This window comes from Massilia sp. 01N410, assembly GCF_056399665.1.
Map to the genome: position 1 here is coordinate 242726 of NZ_JBFTRV010000007.1, position 15204 is coordinate 257929.

Sequence of the window (15204 nt, forward strand, 5' to 3'; positions counted from 1 at the left end):
AGAACATGCAGCCAATCCTGACACGCTGTGCCGCCGCCGCGGTATTGATGCTGGCCGCAAGCGCCGCCATGGCCGGCCGCATCGAGGACATCAAGGCGCGCGGCTACGTGCGCATCGGCGTCTCGCTGGGCGGCGAGCCGGTGGGTTTTCGCAACGCCGCCAATGAGCCGGTCGGCTACGACGTCGACGTCGCCAAAGCCCTGGCCGCGAAGCTCGGCGTGCCGGTGCGCTTCTCGGACGTCTCCAGCGACGCCCGCATTTCGATGCTGATGTCGAAGCAGCTCGACCTGGTGGTGGCGAATGTCTCGATCACGCCGCAACGCGCGCGCGTGGTGGACTTTTCGATTCCCTACAATGTGGCCGGCCTGCGCGTGATCGCGCAGAAGAGCGCCCACGTCAAGACGCTGGCGGACCTGAACGGCAAGCGGGTCGTGGTCGGCCGCGGCACCACGGCCGACGCCTTCCTGCGCAAATCGGCGCCGCAGGCCGTGCCGGTCTACACCGACAACTTCGCGCCGGACGGCGTCCTGCTGCTGCAGCAGAAGCGTGTCGACGCCGGTATCGAGGATTCCTCACTGCTCGATTACCTGGCCAGCAAGAACGATCAACTGGAGACACTGCCTGCGATGTACAGCAATACGCCGATCGGGATCGCGATGGCCAAGGGCGAACCGGAGATGCTGAAGTTCGTGAATGGGTTTGTGGCGAACTACGTCAAGTCCGGGGCGTATGCCGCCAACTACAAGAAGTGGTGGGGTGCCAAGGTGGTGCCGCCGGTGCTGGCGGCGCAGTGACGGCGCAAGCGTAAGGCCGGCGCAACATGCCGTGATGCGTCACGAAAATGACCGGCGGTACGCTGGGCAGCTCGGCCTTATGCATGTACGATATGCGCTATTCAAACTGATTCCAGAACAGACATGACCAGCTCCTCACTCCGCCAAGCTCTCGCCATCGCCGCACTGGCCGCCACCTGCGCCATCCCGGCCCACGCCGACAGCGTCGCCTCCTCCGCCTCCAGCGCCGGCTCGGCCTCCAGCGCCAGCATCTCCGACTCGATCGGCGGCTCCAGCAACAGTTCGAACCGCGATCGCCGCGTCACCGCCGGTGATTACAAGGTGATCGACATCGCCCAGGCGCCGGGCAAGGCCGAGACCACGCGCCTGACCCTGCGTCCGGTCGCCGGAACGCCGGCCCAGGAATTCACCCTCGACCTGCCGAACCGCGCCCTGGCCGCACGTGCCGTCGATGCCGGCGCCATCGTCCACGTGAACGAGCGCGTGTACGGCTACGAATTCGCCCACGCAGACACGAAACAGCCCTTCTTCCTGGCCCTGCAGGACGACTGGTACCGCGAACTGAATTCGCGCCAGGTCACCATCTGATGCTGTCCCGCCTCGCGGCCATCGGCTTGGCCGCGTTGAGCCTCGGCGCGAGCGCAAGCGCCTGGGCCGGCATGCCGGTGTTCTGCGAGCGCGGCAAGGAAGTCGGCGCGGCCGAACAGGACCGTGTGCTGCGCTTTGCCGGCACCGTCAAGCGGGAATTGGACCACTCCGGCGAAGGCGTCGCGCTGATCTCGCGTGCGGGACTGGACCTGAGCCGCTTCAAGCTGCTGTATTCGCACGCCGGCGTCGCGCTGAAGGACGACAGGGACGGCACCTGGACCGTGCGCCAGCTGTACTACGCCTGCGACGAGGCGCGGCCGCGCCTGTTCGACCAGGGCGTGGCCGGCTTCGCGCTGGGTGCCGATGCGCCGGGCCAGGGCCACGTCTCGCTGGTGTTCCTCGACGACGGCAATGGCGCCCGCCTGGAGCAGGCCGCGCGCGACAAGCCGCTGGCGCTGGCCCTGCTGGCCGGCCGCTACAGCGCCAACGCCTACGCCTTCGGCACCCGCTACCAGAACTGCAACCAGTGGGTGGCCGAGATCCTGGCCAGCGCCTGGGGCGGGCTCCACGATCGGCAGGCCGCGCGCGAGCGTGCGCAGTCCTGGCTGCGCGAGCAGGGTTATACGGCCGGGCCGGTGAAGGTGCCTTCGCACTGGCTGATGTTCGCCGGCCAGTTCGTGCCGCTGCTGCACGTGGACGACCACCCGATCGACGACATCTACGCGCTGGCGCTGCATGTCAGCGTGCCCTCATCGATCGAGGACTTCGTCCGCCGCCGCGCGCCGCAGGCCCGGAGGATCGAGCTGTGCCACGACACCCGCCACATCGTCGTGCACCGCGGCTGGGAAGCCCTGGGGCCGGGATGCACGCCGATGCCCGACGATGAAGTGATTCCTTTCGACTCCTGATTAACGTGATGCGTCACAAGAAAATCATCGCCATGCTCGCCGCTTCCGTCACGATCGTCGCCGGTTCAGCCCCGGCAGCGCCGCTGCCCGAACCCCGGGCGACCGCCCTGACGCGGCAGTTGCAAGCCATCGCGGACGACCCCGCCATGCCGCTCCCGGGCCTGTCCGTGGTCGCGATCCGCCACGGGGAAATCGCCTACCGCCAGCACTTCGGCAGCAAGCGTCTGGCCGGCGGCGGTAAACCGGCCCAGCCGATCGACGGAGACACGATGTTCCGCATCGCCTCGGTCTCGAAATTCGTGACGGCACTGGGCGCGATGAAGCTGGTCGAGCAAGGCAAGCTCCAGCTCGACGCGGACATCGGCGACACGCTCGGCTACCGGCTGCGCAATCCGCATTTCCCGGACCAGCCCATCACCCTGCGCATGCTGCTCACGCACACGTCCTCGCTGCGCGACGAGGGCGGCTTCAAGTTCGCTCCGGAAGTCGACCTGAAGGACGTGCTGCTGCCGGGCGGCCGCCAGTACGGCAAGGGCGCGATGTGGGACGGCGCGCATGCGCCAGGCGCCTGGTTCGAGTACGTGAATTTCAACTGGGGCCTGATCGCTACCGTGATGGAGGCCGCTACCGGCGAGCGCTTCGACCGGCTGATGCGCAGGCTGATCTTCGATCCGATGGGCCTGAAGGCCGGCTTCTACCTGGCCGAGTTTGCGCCGGCGAGAATAGACGACGTCGCGACCCTGTACCGCAAGCGCGAAAAGGATGGCGACGAGGCCTGGGACCCGAAGGGCCCGTGGATCGCCCAGGCGGACGATTTCGGCAACGAGGCGCCAGCCGCGCCGCCGGGCCTCGCTGCCTACAAGGCAGGCGGCAACGGCACGATCTTCGGCCCGCAGGGCAGTCTGCGTATCTCGACCGGCGATCTGGCGCAGATCATGCTGATGCTGATGAAGCGCGGCCAACTCGACGGCAAGCAGATCCTGGCGCCGCAGACGATAGACACCATGTTCAGCCGCCAGTGGACCCTGCATGCGGGCGGCGCGAACGGCAGCGCCAACGGCGACGGCGGCAGCTATCGCGGCCTCTACCACGCCTGGGGCCTGGGCAACCAGCAATTTACGGATACCAGCATCGTCAAGGACGGCCATGCCGGCGGCGACCGCCTGGTGGAGGACGGCGGCTTCAAGGGCATAGGCCACCTCGGCTGGTCCTGGGGCCTGAACGCGCTGTTCGTGTTCGACCCATCGACGAATGACGGCATGATCTACGTGAGCACCGGCGTCGGCGCCGATCCGGACCGGCAGCCCGGCCAATTCTCGTCCGAGGCGCGCTTCCAGGAGCGCATCACCAACGCCTTGTACTGCGGCGCGATCGTGACGCGTCACGGAATGTCGCAGTGCAGCTTGCCTTAACGTAACGCATCACGAATAATGTGATCTTCCTGTCAAGCGCTCACATCCATGAAACAACCGGAAGACCAACGCACCATCGAACTGTCTCTCGAGGCCGCCACGGCCCGCAAGCGCGGACGCCCGCCCAAGGCCGACAAGCTCAGCGACGCCGAACGGGCCCGCCGCTACCGGGCGCGCCAGAAGATGATGCCGAAGGACGACTGGAACTACGAGCAGTTGACCGCCCTCACCCGCGCCGAGATCCTGCGCCTGACGGATGGCGCGGCCGCCAGGCCGGCCTCCGAGGGCGAACTGGTGGCCAACTGGGCCTACGGCATGTTCCTGCTGTGGGACCGCACCACCGCCCAGTGCCAGCGCGCGGACGACCGCAGCGAATTACTGGCGATGGTCAACCCCTGACATGTGAACTTCCGAACAGACGGCTCCGCACGACGGTCCTATGCTGGCGGCTTCGCGTTTCGACGGCGCGTCATCGAGGGCGACCAGAATGGACAAGGAAGGCAGCAGCCACGAACCCGGCATTCCATCCGGCGGATGGGGCTCCCTGAAGGAAGTTGGCAGCATCCTGCTCGAGGAAAGGGTGCCGCCGCAGCGGGCCGCACTCCTGCTCAAGCAGAACAAGCCCGACGGTTTTGCCTGCGTCAGCTGCTCGTGGGCCAAGCCGGCGCATCCGCATCCGGCCGAATTCTGCGAGAGCGGCGCCAAGGCAACGGCCTGGGAAATCACCAGCAAGCACGTCCACGCGGATTTCTTCGCCCGCCACACGGTGCGCGAGCTCGAGCGCTGGCATGACCACGATCTCGAAGACGCCGGCCGCCTGACCGTGCCGCTGCGCTACGATGCCGCCTCGGACAAGTATGTCGAGATTTCCTGGGAACAGGCTTTCAGCGAGATCGGCGCCGAGCTGCGCAAGCTGGACCCGAAGAGCGTGGTGTTCTACAGCTCCGGCCGCGCCTCCTTGGAAACTTCGTATATGTACCAGTTGCTGGCGCGCATGTACGGCAACAACAATCTGCCGGACAGCTCGAATATGTGCCACGAAAGCACCTCGGTCGCGCTGCCGAAAAGCATCGGCGTACCGATCGGCACCGTGGTACTGGACGATTTCGCGCGCACCGACTGCATCTTCTTCTTCGGCCAGAACGTGGGCGTGAACAGCCCGCGCATGCTGCACCAGCTGCAGGACGCGCGCAAACGGGGCGTGCCGATCATCACCTTCAATCCGCTGCGCGAACGCGGACTGGTCAGCTTCATCAACCCGCAATCGCCAACCGAGATGCTGACTCACCATGAAACGGCGATCAGCACCCAGTACCACCAGCTCAAGGCGGGCGGCGACACGGCCGCGCTGATGGGCCTGTGCAAGGCGGTGCTCGAAGCGGACGATGCCGCGGCCAAGCAGGGCAAGGCGCCTGCCCTCGACAAGGCTTTCATTGCCGAACACACCCACGGTCTCGACGAATTCGCGGACAAGGTGCGCGCCACGACCTGGCAGGAGATCGAGCAGGAGTCCGGCCTCGACCGTGCGGACATCCGCGACGCCGCGCGTGTCTACATGGCCTCGAATGCCGTGATCGGCGTCTACGGCATGGGCCTGACCCAGCACCGCAACGGTGTCCAGAACGTGCAGATGCTGGTCAACCTGCTCCTGCTGCGAGGGAATATCGGCAAGCCGGGCGCCGGCATCTGCCCGGTGCGCGGCCACTCCAATGTGCAGGGCCAGCGCACGGTCGGCATCACGGAAAAGCCGGAGCTGGCGCCGCTCGACAAGCTGAAGGAGCTGTACGGCTTCGAACCGCCGCGCGACAAGGGCATGAACACGGTCGAGGCCTGCAAGGCCATCCAGGACGGCAAGGTAAAGGCACTGGTGAGCCTGGGCGGCAACCTGGTGCGGGCCGTACCCGACCACGGCAGGATGGACGCCGCCTGGCGCGCGCTGCCGCTGACGGTGCAGGTCTCGACCAAACTCAACCGCAGCCACCTGGTGCACGGCCAGGCCGCCTACATCCTGCCTTGCCTGGGCCGGATCGAGATCGACCGCCAGGATGGCGTCGAGCAGGCGGTGTCGATGGAAGACTCGACCGGCTGCATGCACGGCTCGCGCGGCATGGCCGAGCCGGCGGCGGCGACGCTGCTGTCGGAGCCGGCCATCGTGGCCGGCCTCGCCAAGGCGGTGCTCGATCCCAATCCGAAGGTCGACTGGGATGCCTGGGTAGCCGACTACGGCAAGATCCGCGACGCCATCGCCGCCACCTATCCGGAAATCTTCCACGACTTCAATGAGCGCATGTGGACGCCGGGCGGCTTCCGCAAGCCGGTGGCGGCCGCCAAGCGCAAGTGGAACACGCCGACCGGCAAGGCGAATTTCACGGTGCCGGACAGCCTGACCGTCGATCCGGACCTGCCCGACCGCCCCGGCACCCTGCGCCTGTTCACGGTGCGCAGCGACGGCCAGTTCAACACCACGATCTACAGTCTGGACGACCGATTCCGCGGCGTCGAAGGCGACCGCATGGTGGTGTTCATGTCGAAGGCCGACATGGAAGCGCGCGGCCTGGAAGACGGCGTCCGCGTCAGCGTCCATACCGTTACCGACGATGGTGTCGAGCGCCGCGTGGATGGCCTGAAGGTGATGGCATACCCGATACCGCCGGGCTGCATCGCCGGCTACTATCCCGAATGCAACCCGTTGATCCCGCTCTGGCACCATGCGAAGGAGAGCTACGTGCCGGCCGCGAAGTCGATCGCGGTGCGGATCGAAGCGGCGCGATGAAAATCTGAGGAGGAATCATGAGCAAGATCGACCAGGAAGACCGGAACGAGATGTCCGGCCGCGAGTTCGCGTTTCCCAAGCAGCGCAAGGAGCCGCTGGAAGACGCGAGCCACGTACGCAACGCCATCGCCCGCTTCGACCAGGTGGAGGGTGTGACCGACCACGAACGGGATGAGGCATGGGAACGCATCCGCTCGGCTGCCAGGAAATTCGGCGTCGAGGTCAACGAGAACAGCTGGCGCGAGCTCGGCAAGAGCAAGAAACACTAGCGCCACGTTCGACCGGCGGTGACATAAACCCTTGATCTGGCTATAATTTCCGCCTTTCGGTCCCCGGACCTGCGTCATTAGCCAGGAAAGCCCATGTCACTGCTCGCCCACCAGCTCGAACTGCTGTCCCCCGCCAAAACCGCCGAGATCGGCCGCGAAGCCATCCTGCACGGCGCCGACGCGGTGTACATCGGCGGCCCGGCCTTCGGCGCCCGCCACAATGCCAGCAATCCGCTGGAGGACATCGCGGCCCTGGTCGAGTTCGCGCACCGCTACCGTTCGCGCATTTTCGTGACCATGAACACGATCATGCACGATGCGGAGCTCGAGACCGCCCGGCAGCAGATTTGGGACCTCTACAACGCCGGCGTCGACGCCCTGATCATCCAGGACATGGGCCTGCTGGAGCTGGACCTGCCGCCGATCCAGATGCACGCCTCGACCCAGTGCGACATCCGCACGGTCGAGAAGGCGAAATTCCTGTCCCGGGTCGGCTTCTCCCAGCTGGTACTGGCGCGCGAGCTGACCATCGAGCAGATCAAGGCGGTGCGCGCGCAGGTCGACACGCCGCTCGAATACTTCATCCACGGCGCCCTGTGCGTGGCCTTCTCGGGCCAGTGCTATATCTCGCACGCCGACAACGGCCGCAGCGCCAACCGCGGCGACTGCTCGCAAGCCTGCCGCCTGCCCTACACGCTGTCCGACGGCCAGGGTCGCGTGGTCGCCTTCGAAAAGCATTTGCTGTCGATGAAGGACAACGACCAGAGCCGCAACCTCGAGGCCCTGGTCGACGCCGGCATCCGCTCCTTCAAGATCGAGGGACGCTACAAGGACATGGGCTATGTGAAGAACATCACCGCCCACTACCGCCTGTTGCTGGACGAGATCCTGGAGCGCCGCCCCGAACTGGCGCGCGCCTCGAGTGGGCGTACCAAGGTGCTGTTCACGCCGGACGTCGACAAGAATTTCCACCGCGGCCACACCGATTACTTCGCCCAGGGCCGCCAGCAGACCATCGGCGCCTTCGATTCGCCCAAGTACGTGGGCGTGGAGCTGGGAACCGTCGCGCGCATCGGCGGCGACAATTTCGACCTCGTCACCAACGAGCCGATGGCGAATGGCGACGGCCTGAACTACATGCACAAGCGCGAGACGGTCGGCATCCAGGCGAACACCGTGCAGAAACTCGGCGAGGATGCCGAAGGCCAGCGCTGGCGCGTGTTCCCGAACGAGCCGGTGTCGAGCCTGCCGGGCCTGAAAGTCGGCACCGCCATCAGCCGCAACCGCGATCACCAGTGGGAAGCGGCGCTGAACAGGAAATCGTCGGAGCGCCGGGTGGCGGTCGACTTGAAATTATCGGAATTACCGAACGGACTGCGCCTGAGTATTACAGACGAAGACGGCATCGCGAGCCATCACGACGCGGCGCTGGCGCTGCAGCCGGCCCAGCAGGCTGAACAGGCCGAAGCAGGCCTGCGCACCAGCCTGGGCAAGCTCGGCAACACCATGTTCGAGGCCCGCGGCATCGATCTGCAGCTGTCCCAGCCCTGGTTCGTGCCCTCCAGCGCCATCAACGCGCTGCGCCGCGACGCGGTTGCCGCCCATGAAGCGGCGCGCCTGGCGAGCTGGCAGCGTCCCGAGCGGGCCCAGGCGGTCGAGCCGCCCGCAGTCTATCCGGAAGCCCAGCTCAGCTACCTGGCCAACGTCTACAACGAGAAGGCGCGCGCCTTCTACCGCAAGCACGGCGTGCAGCTGATCGCCGCGGCCTACGAGGCGCACGAGGAGCCGGGCGACGTCTCGCTGATGATCACCAAGCACTGCCTGCGCTTCTCCTTCAACCTCTGCCCGAAGCAGGCCAAGGGCGTGCAAGGCGTGCAGGGCCAGGTCAAGGCCGAACCGATGACCCTGGTCAGCGGCGAGGAACGTTACACCCTGAAGTTCGACTGCAAGCCCTGCGAGATGCACATCATCGGCGCGATGAAGCCGCACATCCTGAACTCGCCGCCGCCCTCGGCGATCCCCTACAGCCCCCTGGTGTTCCACCGCACGCGTCCGCGCGCCTGAAACGAGGCCATGTCAGGGGCTCACCAGCTCGGTGTGCCCGAAGCCCTTCGAATAGTCGATCACCGACATCATCTGCGGCCGGATCCGCACGAAGGCGACTTCGTGCGACATGTCCGGCCCGCACCATTCCTGCACCGCCGGAAAACGCTGTTCCAGGCAGGCGGCCGCCATCGCCGCTTCCTGCGGGTCGTCCAGCAGCTCGGCGGTGGCGCTCATCGACAGGCCGCGGATCTCGCGCCAGTCGTGGTACGGCAGGTTGACCGTCAGCGACACCTTGCCGTTGCGGCGGATGTTCTCCGCCTTCTGGCTGGCCTTGCCGATGCCCACGAAGATCGTCATGTCCCGGTGGGCGAAGCTGACGGTGGTCGCCTGCGGATAGCCATCCGGGCGGATGGTCGCGAGCGTCAGGTCCTGTGCGGTGTCCAGCACCCGCAGGACGAAGTCGTTCTGTATCTTATCCATCACACCTCCTTCACAATTTCGCGGCCGGAGGGGCGCTGCCAACGGTCGGATTTGTAACCACAAGATACCAACAGGAAATCTCACCCCGCAGGGGGTTCATGCCTTTTCTCTCTGAACGCGTAGATTGTATCGTCCGCCACTGTTCAGAAACGCCCGGCATAATATTGATTAAACGTCAATTGACGAATAAATATTTCCCGTGGGCTATTGAACTACTCAATTTCTTACAGATAGTTACACTCTACGGGACAGTTGCGCCGGTCTTCATGCATGTCAGCCGTGGTGAGGGGACCGGCCGACCGCTTTACATGGAGGATAGATGGCACATAAACGCCTGCTGTGCATCGCCCCCGAGCATATGGATGCCGGCGCGCTGCTGCGCGACACCATGCCGGACTGGGAGATCTGCAGCGTCACGAGCCTCGCCGATGCCGGGCGGGAACTACGAAACAGCCATTACCTTGTCGGTCTGCTGGTGCACGATCGCGAACAGCAGCGCCCGAGCGAAGTCGACGGCTTCCTGCGCCGCCACAGCCATATGCAGTGGGTCGGCGTGTTCAGGCCGCGCGACCTCGAATCGACGCCCTGCCGCGACCTGGTGGTCGAACACTTGTGCGACTACCACACCGCCCCGGTCGATCCGGTCCGCCTGTCGCACACCCTCGGCCACGCCCATGGCTGGGCGATGCTGAAGCGCCGCCGCCAGCAGCTGATCGACCATGCCCACGCCGACTCGCCGCTGATCGGCCATTGCGACGCGGTCGTGCGGCTGCGGGCCCAGGTCGACCGCGTCGCCAAGGTGGCCGCGCCGGTCCTGATCTGGGGCGAGAGCGGCAGCGGCAAGGAATTGACCGCCCAGGCCATCCACGCCCAGTCCGAGCGCGCCGCCGGCCCGTTCGTGCCGATCAACTGCGGGGCGATCTCACCCACCCTGATCCACTCCGAGCTGTTCGGCTATGAGCGCGGGGCCTTCACCGGCGCGACGCGCGGCAAGGCCGGACTGATCGAATCGGCCGACGGCGGTACTCTCTTCCTCGACGAGATCGGTGACCTGCCCAAGGACCTGCAGGCCAACCTGCTGCGCTTCCTGCAGGAGAAGACCATCTGCCGGGTCGGCAGCACCCGCCAGATCCGCGTCGACGTGCGCGTCATCGCCGCCTCCCACGTGCAGCTGCAGCAGGCGGTGGCCAAGGGCGACTTCCGCGAAGACCTGTACTACCGCCTGGCCGTGCTGCCGGTGACGGTGCCGCCGCTGCGCGAGCGGCGCGAGGACATCGTCGCGCTGGCGGAACACTTCTTCCACATCTATTCGAGCGAGAAGGCGCCGCGCCTGAAGGGCTTCTCGGAGCGCGCGATCGCCGCCATCCTCGACCATGACTGGCCCGGCAACGTGCGCGAACTGATCAACCGCGTCAGGCGCGCGATGGTGATGTCCGACGGGCGCCTGATCACCCCGGAAGACCTTGGCCTGAGCCGCGGGATCCCGGCGCCGACGCCGGCCGCGCTGGACGATGCCCGCATGCGGTCGGAGCGGGTCGCCCTGCGCGACTGCCTCGACCGCAGCGGGCAGAACGTCAGCCGAGCGGCGCGCGACCTTGGCGTGTCCCGCACCACGATGTACCGCTTGCTGAGCAAGCACGGGATGCGGCCGTGACCGCGGTTCATCTGTAACAAAAAGTGACACAGGTGTCAGCACCGGTAGGTTCGTTGCCGTACCAAAGTTGACACCTCTGTACCAAGCTTGAAACAGTTTGTCGATAAATTCGGCAAATCGTGCCAGAGAAATTCTGACGACGTCGTAGGACGATACGGACAAAGTCAACAAAAACATAGACTTAGCGAACAGTACAGTGAAGCTGGCATTGGTTGTGCATTAGACAAATGAGTCGGCGATACGGCCGACCTGTCACCAACCAATCAGACCCAGAGGGGAAATCGAATGAACAAGACTTTGCTCGTGACCGCCATCTCGCTCGCTTTCTCGCTGAGCGCGCAAGCCGATGATTCCAATGTGGCCCGCGGCGGTAGCACTGCTACGCAGACTACGACTCGTACCAACACGACCAACAACACCGACAACAGCCAGTGGACGCAAACGAATACCGACAGCAGCAATCGCAGCAACAGCAGCCTCAATGGGTCGCAGAACGACAACAGCAACCGCAGCACCAATACCACAACCAATACCACGAACACCGACAACAGCAACCGCAGCACCAACACCAACACCGACAACAGCAACAACAGCACCAACACCAGCGACAGCAGCAACAACAGCACCAACAACAGCCACAACACCAGCGACAGCAGCAACAACAGTACCAACCACACCCGTACTACCACGACCAACACCACCCGTGATTCGAACAACGACAACCGCAACATGAGCACGAATCACTCGAACAACACGAGCGATTCGCGCGATATGAGCATGCGTAATTCGAATAACGACAATCGCGACATGAGCACCACCGACAATTCGGACAACAGCACCCACGACAACCGTGACCAGAGCAACGGCAGGAACGGCGCCGCGCGCGCTACGGCCGCGGGCGCTGCTGCTTCGAATACCGGCAACGCGACCTCGAACATGTCGAACGCCTACAACACCTCGACCGCGAACTCCACCTCGAACCTGACCGGCACCGTGGCCAACAACCACGTGAACGGCATCGGCAACGTCGCCAGCAACACCGGCGACGCCAACGGCGCCGGCGGCGACGGCGGTGCAGGCGCCCGGGGCTCGGCTGGCGGCGTGACCGCCACCGGCGGCGCCGGCGCCTCGGCTGGCGATGCCAACGGCGGCCGCGGTGCGGCTGGCGGCTATGCCACCAACGGTTCGGCGAATGCCGGCGGCGCCACCTCGGGCGAGTCGACCTCCGGCAGGGGCGGCGCAGGCGGCAACAGCGCTGCCTCGACCACCGGCGCCGGCGGCGCGGGCGGCTCGGGTGGCTACGGCGGCGCGGGCGGCAATGGTGCCAACGGCGGTGGTTCGACGGCCAACGGCGGCTACGGCGGCGACAGCGGCAACGGTGGCCGCGCTTCGGGCGGCAACGGCGGCTATGCCGGCGGCAACTCGGGCGGTAACGGCGGCTATGCCGGTGGCGCATGGGCCGGCGACGGCGGCAACGGCGGCCGTACCGGCATGGCGACCGGCGGTTCGGGCGGCGACGGCGGTCGCGGCGCGGCAGGCGGCAATGGCGGTACCGGAGGTGGAGGTGGCAACGGCGGCTACGCAGGTGCCGGCGGCAACGCAGGCAATGCAGGCTCGTCGACTGGCGACAATAGCGCCTCGACCGGCGCAACCCGGTCGGCCGGCGGCTGGGCCAGGACCGGCGCCGGCGGCGCTGCGGGCGGCACCGACATGAATCCGGGCACCGGTGGTGCCAGCGGCAACGCCACCGGCGGCGCCAGCACCGCCAACGGCGGTACTGCGACTTCGGGCGCCAACACCTCCACTGCCGGCACCACCACTGGCGGCGCGGCCGGCACCGGCGGCGCTGGCGGCGCGGGTGCAGCCGGCGGTGCCGGCGCAGCAGGCGGCGCAGGTGCAGCAGGCGGCGCAGGCTCCTCGGCCACCAACACCGCAGGCGCCGGCGCAGCGGGCGGCAACGCTACCGCAGGCACCGGCGGCGCCGGTGCGGGCCACACCAGCACCGGCGGCGCCGGTGCCGGCAACACTGCGGGCGCTTCGGGTGCAGGCGGAGCCGGCGCAAGCGGCACCTCGACTGCCGGTGCGGGCGGCGCGGGTGCGGCAGGTGCCGCAGGTGCGGCAGGCGGCAACGGTGCAGCCAGCGGTTCGGCTTCGAACACCGCAGGTGCAGGCGGCGCAGGCGGCTCCTCGGCCTCCGGTGCGGCAACCGGCGGCGCAGCCACCAACGGCGGCTCGACCGGCGGCGCTGGCGGCGCAGGCGGTGCTGGCGGCACCAGCACCGGCGGCCGTGGCGGCGACCTGGCTGCCATCACCACCGGCTATGGCGCCAACGGTGCGGGCGGCGCGGGTGCAGGCGGCAACGGCGGCTCGAACAGCGTCAATGCCGGCACCTTCAACATGTCGAACAACATGAGCGGCGCCGGCCAGAATGCGGCGGGCATCATGGTCATCAGCCAGAACACCGGCATCTCCTCTCTGGTCCAGCAAAGCGTCAACGTCCAGAGCAACATGAAGGTCGGCGGCCAGTAATCGGGGCCTCGGCGAAGCGGCTGCCGCGCCTTCGGGCGCGGCGGTTGCCTAGCCAGGAGCAGAGCAAACGGGGGTACAGAATGCAGCAATCATTCAAGCAGGGAGTCGTCCGGCGCATGTGCAGCATCGTTGCGCTCACGCTGCTGGTGTCTCCGGCCTGGGCCGGCGAGCCCCAGGCCGGCCAGGACGGGGTAGCCCAGCCGCCGGCCAGGCAGGAGGCCAGGCCCGAAGCGGCAGCCCCGGCCCGGTCCGGCCTGAGCCTCGATTTCGGCCCGGCGGCCGACCTCGGCAAGCTCGAGCAGTCGCGCGGCGGTGCGGAAACCAAGAACGACGTGAAGCTCGATGGTGTCGTGACGGGCAACAGCGCCATCAACGTCTCGACCGGAGGCAACGTGATCGATTCCGGGGCGTTCTCGAACATGTCCGGCATCCCGGTCGTGATCCAGAACAGCGGAGCCAACGTGCTGATCCAGAGTTCCACCGTCATCAATGTGCACTTCAAATGAAGCGTAGCGCCCCGCATCTGCTAAATGCGCTGCTGTGCGCACTGATGGGCGTCACCTGCGTGAACGCGGCCGAGCTGCCGATCGCGGGTGGCGTCCGTTTTAACATTCCCGTGCACAGCCTGAAGGAACTGAAGTTCATCTCCACCACCCGCCAGCAGTACGATTTCAGCTGCGGCTCGGCGGCGCTGGCCACGCTGCTGACCCACCATTACGGCTACCCGATCAGCGAGACCACGGCCTTCCAGGCCATGTGGGAGCAAGGCGACCAGCAGAAGATCCGGCGCGAAGGCTTTTCGCTGCTCGACATGCAGCGCTACCTGGCCTCGATCGGCTTCAAGGCGGACGGCTTCCGCCAGCCGATCGACAAGCTGATCCAGGCCAAGGTGCCGGCCATCGTGCTGATCTCCGAGCGGGGCTACAACCACTTCGTCGTCGTCAAGGGCGCCGAGGATGGCCGCATCCTGTTGGGTGATCCGTCCAGCGGCACCCGCGCGATCACGCGCGAGCATTTCGAATCCATCTGGCCGAGCCGGCTGCTGTTCGTGATCCACGACGCGCCGTCCCGGCCCCAATTCAATCTCACCGCCGACTGGCGCGCCGCACCGCGCGCGCCGCTGAGCGACGCGGTGAACCGGACCGGCATCGATAACTTGAGTCTGCCGAAGTTCGGCCCGACCGATTTTTAAGAGGAGATACCATGCGCCTCACCGTCAAGATCTGCCTGCTGCTGGCCAGCGCCGCAAGCGCCGGCCAGGGCCTGGCGGGCGCACCGGAGCCTGCCTTCGACCCCGCGCAGGCGGTCGACCCGGCCGCTCTCGACGACCTGCGCGGCGGCTTCGAGATGCCTGGCGGCCTCATCGTCTCGCTGGGCATCGAACGCATCGTCACCATCAACGGCAACGTCGCCCAACGCAGCCAGCTCAACCTGGGCGACCTCGGCACCCTGACCAGCGGCATGTCGAGGGTCTCGGCCGAGACCGCCGGCCAGGTCAACCTGATCCAGAACGGCGTCGGCACCGCCAACCTCCAGCTCGGGAAGGACGTGCTGGGCGCAACCTTCATCCAGAACAACCTGAACAACCAGCTGATCAACAGCCAGACCATCATCAACGCCAGCGTCGACGCGCGCGGACTACTGCAAACCATGAATTTCCAGTCCACGCTCGCGAACGCCTTAAACACCGCTGTCACAGGAAGGTGACGGTACAACACGGAGAAGAAAAATATGCAAAAGCTTCCAGCGCT

General features: G+C 66.4%; 14 protein-coding genes. 13 read left to right on the forward strand and 1 reads right to left on the reverse strand.

Annotation, left to right across the window (positions count from 1 at the left end):
* The first annotated feature begins 5 nt into the window (after positions 1-5).
* The 8 genes from AC1DOP_RS12375 (at position 6) to AC1DOP_RS12410 (ending at position 8808) form a co-directional block, all read left to right on the forward strand.
* A complete protein-coding gene (locus AC1DOP_RS12375; RefSeq protein WP_477251426.1) occupies positions 6-794 on the forward strand; it encodes a transporter substrate-binding domain-containing protein in 789 nt (262 codons plus the stop codon).
* Between the two features lie 123 nt (positions 795-917).
* Positions 918-1382, forward strand: coding sequence for a hypothetical protein (locus AC1DOP_RS12380; RefSeq protein WP_477251428.1), 465 nt, complete (start codon positions 918-920; stop codon positions 1380-1382).
* Positions 1382-2290, forward strand: a complete 909-nt coding sequence (locus tag AC1DOP_RS12385) for a DUF2145 domain-containing protein (protein WP_477251430.1) — start codon at positions 1382-1384, stop codon at positions 2288-2290. Before AC1DOP_RS12380 ends, AC1DOP_RS12385 begins: the two co-directional genes overlap by 1 nt.
* An 8-nt stretch (positions 2291-2298) precedes the next feature.
* The gene (locus AC1DOP_RS12390; RefSeq protein WP_477251432.1) at positions 2299-3702 is read left to right on the forward strand and encodes a serine hydrolase domain-containing protein; all 1404 of its coding nucleotides are present in this window, start codon (positions 2299-2301) and stop codon (positions 3700-3702) included.
* Positions 3703-3750: 48 nt separating this feature from the next.
* Positions 3751-4101, forward strand: a complete 351-nt coding sequence (locus AC1DOP_RS12395; protein WP_442121351.1) for a hypothetical protein — start codon at positions 3751-3753, stop codon at positions 4099-4101.
* Between the two features lie 88 nt (positions 4102-4189).
* A complete protein-coding gene (locus AC1DOP_RS12400) occupies positions 4190-6475 on the forward strand; it encodes an FdhF/YdeP family oxidoreductase (protein WP_477251434.1) in 2286 nt (761 codons plus the stop codon).
* A gap of 17 nt (positions 6476-6492) precedes the next feature.
* Positions 6493-6744: a DUF6582 domain-containing protein gene (locus AC1DOP_RS12405; protein WP_477251437.1), complete on the forward strand. Its 252-nt coding sequence runs from the start codon at positions 6493-6495 to the stop codon at positions 6742-6744.
* Between the two features lie 93 nt (positions 6745-6837).
* Positions 6838-8808, forward strand: a complete 1971-nt coding sequence (locus tag AC1DOP_RS12410; protein WP_477251439.1) for a peptidase U32 family protein — start codon at positions 6838-6840, stop codon at positions 8806-8808.
* A gap of 12 nt (positions 8809-8820) precedes the next feature.
* On the opposite strand, the gene AC1DOP_RS12415 is transcribed toward AC1DOP_RS12410, so the two are convergent.
* Positions 8821-9270 (reverse strand): pyridoxamine 5'-phosphate oxidase family protein, encoded by a 450-nt coding sequence (locus AC1DOP_RS12415; RefSeq protein WP_442121347.1) that lies wholly within the window; start codon positions 9268-9270, stop codon positions 8821-8823.
* Between the two features lie 319 nt (positions 9271-9589).
* Between AC1DOP_RS12415 and AC1DOP_RS12420 the strand changes: the two genes are divergently transcribed.
* The 5 genes from AC1DOP_RS12420 (at position 9590) to AC1DOP_RS12440 (ending at position 15160) form a co-directional block, all read left to right on the forward strand.
* On the forward strand, positions 9590-10924 hold the full coding sequence (locus AC1DOP_RS12420; protein WP_442121346.1) for a sigma-54 dependent transcriptional regulator: 1335 nt from the start codon (positions 9590-9592) through the stop codon (positions 10922-10924).
* Positions 10925-11209: 285 nt separating this feature from the next.
* Positions 11210-13453 (forward strand): hypothetical protein, encoded by a 2244-nt coding sequence (locus AC1DOP_RS12425; RefSeq protein WP_442121345.1) that lies wholly within the window; start codon positions 11210-11212, stop codon positions 13451-13453.
* A 116-nt stretch (positions 13454-13569) separates the two neighbouring features.
* Positions 13570-13959 carry a hypothetical protein gene (locus AC1DOP_RS12430; protein ID WP_477251443.1) on the forward strand — a complete coding sequence of 130 codons (390 nt, stop codon included), beginning with the start codon at positions 13570-13572 and terminating at the stop codon, positions 13957-13959.
* On the forward strand, positions 13956-14645 hold the full coding sequence (locus AC1DOP_RS12435) for a C39 family peptidase (protein ID WP_442121343.1): 690 nt from the start codon (positions 13956-13958) through the stop codon (positions 14643-14645). Before AC1DOP_RS12430 ends, AC1DOP_RS12435 begins: the two co-directional genes overlap by 4 nt.
* Positions 14646-14656: 11 nt before the next feature.
* A complete protein-coding gene (locus tag AC1DOP_RS12440) occupies positions 14657-15160 on the forward strand; it encodes a hypothetical protein (protein ID WP_442121342.1) in 504 nt (167 codons plus the stop codon).
* Positions 15161-15204: the final 44 nt, after the last annotated feature.

Bases quoted from the DNA above. Each gene is read 5' to 3' on its own strand.
- AC1DOP_RS12400 (WP_477251434.1), top strand. From the start codon at position 4,190: ATGGACAAGGAAGGCAGCAGCCACGAACCCGGCATTCCATCCGGCGGA.
- AC1DOP_RS12395 (WP_442121351.1), top strand. From the start codon at position 3,751: ATGAAACAACCGGAAGACCAACGCACCATCGAACTGTCTCTCGAGGCC.
- AC1DOP_RS12410 (WP_477251439.1), top strand. From the start codon at position 6,838: ATGTCACTGCTCGCCCACCAGCTCGAACTGCTGTCCCCCGCCAAAACC.
- AC1DOP_RS12440 (WP_442121342.1), top strand. From the start codon at position 14,657: ATGCGCCTCACCGTCAAGATCTGCCTGCTGCTGGCCAGCGCCGCAAGC.
- AC1DOP_RS12420 (WP_442121346.1), top strand. From the start codon at position 9,590: ATGGCACATAAACGCCTGCTGTGCATCGCCCCCGAGCATATGGATGCC.
- AC1DOP_RS12430 (WP_477251443.1), top strand. From the start codon at position 13,570: ATGTGCAGCATCGTTGCGCTCACGCTGCTGGTGTCTCCGGCCTGGGCC.
- AC1DOP_RS12390 (WP_477251432.1), top strand. From the start codon at position 2,299: ATGCGTCACAAGAAAATCATCGCCATGCTCGCCGCTTCCGTCACGATC.
- AC1DOP_RS12425 (WP_442121345.1), top strand. From the start codon at position 11,210: ATGAACAAGACTTTGCTCGTGACCGCCATCTCGCTCGCTTTCTCGCTG.
- AC1DOP_RS12435 (WP_442121343.1), top strand. From the start codon at position 13,956: ATGAAGCGTAGCGCCCCGCATCTGCTAAATGCGCTGCTGTGCGCACTG.
- AC1DOP_RS12405 (WP_477251437.1), top strand. From the start codon at position 6,493: ATGAGCAAGATCGACCAGGAAGACCGGAACGAGATGTCCGGCCGCGAG.
- AC1DOP_RS12375 (WP_477251426.1), top strand. From the start codon at position 6: ATGCAGCCAATCCTGACACGCTGTGCCGCCGCCGCGGTATTGATGCTG.
- AC1DOP_RS12415 (WP_442121347.1), bottom strand. From the start codon at position 9,270: ATGGATAAGATACAGAACGACTTCGTCCTGCGGGTGCTGGACACCGCA.
- AC1DOP_RS12385 (WP_477251430.1), top strand. From the start codon at position 1,382: ATGCTGTCCCGCCTCGCGGCCATCGGCTTGGCCGCGTTGAGCCTCGGC.
- AC1DOP_RS12380 (WP_477251428.1), top strand. From the start codon at position 918: ATGACCAGCTCCTCACTCCGCCAAGCTCTCGCCATCGCCGCACTGGCC.